The sequence below is a fragment of the uncultured Capnocytophaga sp. genome (assembly GCF_938029845.1).
Classification (GTDB): Bacteria; Bacteroidota; Bacteroidia; order Flavobacteriales; family Flavobacteriaceae; genus Capnocytophaga.
The window spans coordinates 1-4,677 of sequence record NZ_CALHGG010000187.1; the positions used below are offsets into that span (position 1 = coordinate 1).

The 4,677-nt window shown below is 45.7% G+C and carries 5 protein-coding genes and 1 pseudogene; 2 read left to right on the forward strand and 4 right to left on the reverse strand.

Annotation, left to right across the window (positions count from 1 at the left end; translation table 11 throughout):
- A pseudogene (locus tag Q0625_RS14690) lies at nucleotides 1-94 on the forward strand (ubiquinone biosynthesis methyltransferase UbiE); the annotation flags it as partial.
- A 5-nt stretch (nucleotides 95-99) separates the two neighbouring features.
- On the forward strand, nucleotides 100-276 hold the full coding sequence (locus Q0625_RS14695) for a hypothetical protein (protein WP_298828934.1): 177 nt from the start codon (nucleotides 100-102) through the stop codon (nucleotides 274-276).
- Between the two features lie 41 nt (nucleotides 277-317).
- Here the strand turns inward: Q0625_RS14695 and Q0625_RS14700 are convergent, their stop codons facing one another.
- The 4 genes from Q0625_RS14700 to Q0625_RS14715 all read right to left on the reverse strand — a co-directional run bounded on the left by Q0625_RS14700 (nucleotide 318) and on the right by Q0625_RS14715 (nucleotide 4,635).
- A complete protein-coding gene (locus Q0625_RS14700) occupies nucleotides 318-2,021 on the reverse strand; it encodes a bifunctional alpha/beta hydrolase/class I SAM-dependent methyltransferase (protein ID WP_298828937.1) in 1,704 nt (567 codons plus the stop codon).
- Nucleotides 2,022-2,087: 66 nt separating this feature from the next.
- Nucleotides 2,088-2,834, reverse strand: coding sequence for an SDR family oxidoreductase (locus Q0625_RS14705; RefSeq protein WP_298828940.1), 747 nt, complete (start codon nucleotides 2,832-2,834; stop codon nucleotides 2,088-2,090).
- Nucleotides 2,831-3,871 (reverse strand): patatin-like phospholipase family protein, encoded by a 1,041-nt coding sequence (locus Q0625_RS14710; protein WP_298828943.1) that lies wholly within the window; start codon nucleotides 3,869-3,871, stop codon nucleotides 2,831-2,833. Before Q0625_RS14710 ends, Q0625_RS14705 begins: the two co-directional genes overlap by 4 nt.
- Nucleotides 3,859-4,635, reverse strand: a complete 777-nt coding sequence (locus Q0625_RS14715) for a phosphatidate cytidylyltransferase (protein ID WP_298828946.1) — start codon at nucleotides 4,633-4,635, stop codon at nucleotides 3,859-3,861. The genes Q0625_RS14710 and Q0625_RS14715 overlap by 13 nt, the downstream gene beginning before the upstream one ends.
- Nucleotides 4,636-4,677 lie beyond the last annotated feature (42 nt).

The following is a 4,677-nucleotide window of genomic DNA, read 5'->3' on the forward strand; positions in this document are numbered from 1 at the left end:
TATGAGCGAAATGCTCCGAGTTGCCAAACCAGGAAGCAAGTTGCTTATTGCCGATGAGACTGCCGACTTTATGGAATCACTTTTAGAAAAAGCAACTAAATGAATGTCTTACAGAAACGATTAGCACAAATAGAAACCGTTCCTCACGAAAATAGCTTGTGTGATGGAAAAGAACACGATACTTGGTACAATGAAACCAAAATGAAATATCACCTAAATGAAGAATACAAAATACTTAGTTTTAAAGAAGGAAAAAAGCAATCACACTTAGGATAAGTGCTATTATAAAAGCATAAATTATTTTCATATATTCTCACCTAATATTTCTTTACTTGTCCTAAACTAACAGTAAAGATTCCAAAATCATCAATCAGCATACTTTTTTTCTTGACTCCTTGGAGGGAGAAAAGTCCGTCCAATTCACGCTGGCTACGGCGGCGCATCACCCAGTCTTTTTCCTGATGGCTCTTCAGGACAAAGGCAATGGTTTTGAGCTGGGGGTGCCATGGCTGTCCTGTATAGATGATATACCCATTGTCCGAGATAGAAACCACCCCCTTGATTGCCTCAGAGGCCAAGATATTATCACCAAAAAGCTCAAAAATACCTGAGATGATGGTGATATTGGGCGAATAATTTAGTTTGCGGTAAGTATCAGCCTCAAAACAATTGTAATTGGTAAAGCGAATATTCTGGTAGCCACGCTCTTTGATAATTTGCTCTCCCTTCTGTATGTTGGCTGGTAGGAACTCATTGATAACGATCTCCACTTCAGGGTGGCGCTCTTTGATATCAAAAAGGTAGTTGCCCACTCCACCTGCGATGTCCAATATTTTTACCTCCTGTTCTTGGGCTTGTAGGGCTTGTATAGCCTTTTCTACCTGTTGTAGGAGGTGTCTCTTGCGGATACGTACCCCGCGCCAGCCTATGGCATTGAGATAGCTTTTGTCCATCCAACGACCTATACCCCACTTGCCTTGTGGCGTGTTTTTATATACATAATCCATGGAGGCGCCAGAATCGAAGCCATAGGTAAGCCCTACAGTCATACCACCACTGAGGTGACCAAGCTTGCTCAACGCCCATTTCTGAAGATGGTAACCCCAACGCTCTCTGGTGGGAATCAGTTCATATTGCATGGTCTCAAATTCTTTCTGAGTAAAGAGATCAGAATCAAGAGTAGGAGTAGGCAAGGGTGCAGAGAAAGCCTTTTGGATAAAGTGTTGTAGGAGCTTATATACTTCCTCACGGCCTTGCTCGAAGAGAATTCCATGATGGAAGCCCTCCAAGGTAACAAACTCTTTTATAGGGGAGGATAGGTTTACATAAAACTGCTTTTGCTGTCGGTTAATCACCACAAAGTCTTTTTTAGCGGAGAGCAGTAGGGTAGGGGTGGTGATTGCAGCGGCATCTTCCACCAATCGCTTACCAGCATTGGCAAGGTCAATGAGGAGTTTGCCATTGATAGAGCGGGTGATGAGAGGGTCATTATCGTAAGCCTGTTGCTGCTTAGTGTCGCGAGTGAGCATCTTGGATTTTACATAGCTCTTAACAATCAGTTTAGGATTGATTTTTAGAGCCAACTCGATGGCTTGCTTGGCCATAGGAACGATCAGGTTGATCTCAAAGGCAGGAGCCAAGAGCGCCATGCCAGCGATGCGGGGTGCAAAATCATGCACCCAAGCCGATGTGATTACCCCGCCAATACTATTGGCCACTACAAAGATATCTTCCTCGCGTACCTCATAGTGCTGCCCAAGGAACTTGGCAAAGGTATCCAAGTCCCGTACCGAATCCATGAAAACAGGAGATGCAGCGGCTTTGGTGTGCCCATGTCCACGCATGTCAAAAGCAAAGATGTTGTAGGCAGCAAAGAGCGGATGGGTAGCAAATTCCTGTAGACGCTCCCCATACTCATGCCCTCTATGGATTACGATAAGGGTCTTTTGTCCGGGCTTGTAATTCCATTCGTAGAAGAATAGTTCTTCCCCTTCATGACTTTTGAAAAAACCTGTGTTCATGGTATAATGATTTTGATACGACAAAAATAGAAAATTATTTTTTAATTACCTAATTTTTTGTTAGAATTAGTTGTGATTTTGCATCCATTTGGCCTTTCTGTACATTAGTAAGGACAGCAAAGGCTTAGGCAGTAGCGAGAGTAATTGCATGAGCCACTTCATACGAGTAGGGAAGAGGTGTAGGCTTTTCTTTTGAGTGATAGCCCTGCTGATTTCGGCTACTGCTCTATCTTCACTCACCAGAAAAGGTTTCTTAGAGAGATTGTTTTGGTTGAGCTTGTAGAGCTTTTGGGTGGCTACATACCCAGGCGCAATAGAGGTGATATAGATGCCAAAGGGGCGTAAGGCACGCCTATAGGCATCGGCTATCTGTAAAACACTGCGCTTGGTCTTGGTATATAGGCTGGAGGAGGGATAGTCCAAAATCCCTGAGATAGATGCTAGCAGGACGATTTGGCCTCCATGATGAGCCATAAGTTCTCGGCCAACCTCCAAGGTATTGACGGCTCCTATGATATTGGTTTGTAGCATACTGACCGCCTCCTCGTAAGAAATTTCTCCTACCACATCCTCGGCATAGCTACCCGCACAGTTGATAAGTAAGGAGAGGGTGTCTGAGCCTACAAACTGTCGTATCCCCTGGGTTAATAGTGCTTTGTCTATAACATCGGCCTTATAACTCTCAAAAGGAACTGCCTTGGGGAGCTTGCTAAGATCTCTGCCGCATACCCCAACCCGATGGCCGCTTTGCTGGTAGAAGTGAGCCAAGGCAAACCCTATGCCAGTGGTGCCTCCTATGATAAATACATTCATAAGCTAAAGGTGTTAAGAATAGTTTGGTAACCATAGTCCCATTGCCGCTCTATCTGCTCTCGGTAAGAGGAATAGTCCTTGGGAAAGTGAATTCCTATCTCCAGATGCTTCCAATTGATATATTTCTCAGAGTAAAAGCCCTTTAGAACGGTAGTTGCTCTTCGAGTATCTATCCATTGGGCAGGATAGGAAGCCACCGACGCCAACCGCTCGTTGCCACTAAAGCCCAAGACGGCACGTACCAAAGACTCTTCGGTAGGAGAGTAGGCCTGCTTGTGCTCAGCAATTACAGTAGTTGAAAGCGCATAAGCCAGCTCCATAGGAACAAGGTCAATAGCCCCGCCTGCATAGTATGTCCCCTGATAGCTTACAGGAGCTACATAGAACATATCCGAGACAGAAATACGGGCAGCCCAGAGCAAGGGAATAGCCGTTTCCACACTTATATCGGTTGCTACGGCCGAAAGCGTATAGTTGGATTCGGTATGTTGCAGTGTCTCAAGAGGGATCCTCTGGGCAGTCTCAGGGTCGGTTATGAGCACCTCTTGGTAGAGTTTTCGCTTACCCCTACGCTTGCCACACTCATGGGGGGCAAAGCACATCTTTGCTCCTATGATGATAGTGGGCAAGGCAGCAGAAAAAGCTAACTTGGTCAAGGAGGGGAGTAGCCCCGATAGGTCTTGGGACATTTCTACCAAATAGCGTGTATATACATCCTCTACCAAGGGAGCACGACGCCGGTCATAGCGCTTCTGTAGGACTAAAAGCCCCAAGCGATATAGCTTGCTATAAGGGGTAAGGGACAGGCTTTGGATAAAGTGGTAAAACTCCTGTGATTGCAGATAGGCTTTTCTCTCTGTATTATTAGCAAAAGCATTGATTACCAAGGCAGCAAAAGCCCCACCACAGCTGGCAATAAGTAGCTCAGGAGCTTTGCCTATATCACACAACGCTGCATACATACCATTGTATAAGGCAAAGCGGGTGCCTCCTCCGGAGAGAAGCAAACTACGGGAAAAGGGCTTTATCGTATCCATAGGTAAAACCAAATACAGTTGAACAAGAGACTATCTATGCGATCCAAGAGACCACCATGACCAGGAATCAGTTGGCTGGTGTCCTTTACCCCCGCCCGCCGCTTGAGGTAAGAGAAAGTCACATCGCCCCAGAAACCAAAAAAGCTAATGAATAAGCCTACAAAAACTAATGTATGTAGTGCAAAAGGAAGCCTCAGCAAGTAGCCTAAGCCCACACTCAAAAAAGGGGTGAGCAGTAAGCCGCCTACAAACCCTTCCACGGTCTTATTGGGGCTTATCTTGGGTAAGATCTTGTGCTTGCCAAAGCGCTTTCCAGTGAGGTATTGGAAGATGTCGTTGAGTTCGGTCGTTACCACCAAGAAGATGAACCACTCCACCCCTTGTGGCTTCATACGTAAGAAAGTCAGGTGAGGGTAGGCTGCCAAAACAATCAGTAGGGAAAGGGGCAATCCTAAGGGGATTTGCCTAAGGCATAGATATAGGATAAGGCCTATCCCCACAACCATACAAGCTTCTACCATATAAGTGGAGTAGTTGGGACAGCTCCATAGTAAAACCCCTTGTAACAAGGGAATAGCCATACGCCAATAGCTCGGATTAAAACCAAAGAGCCCGCCCAATTCCGTAAGGGCTTGAAAGCTTACCCATAGGGAAAAAAGACACATGGCGTAGGGGTGGGAGACAGCCGCAGCAAAAACACAGATAATCACTCCCCAGCTCCTGATACGAAGCGGTACATCGGCATATTTGTTGTCAAGCGGCATAAAGTCCTTTTTTTAAGCGGGTGAATGTACTTAAAAGTAGCA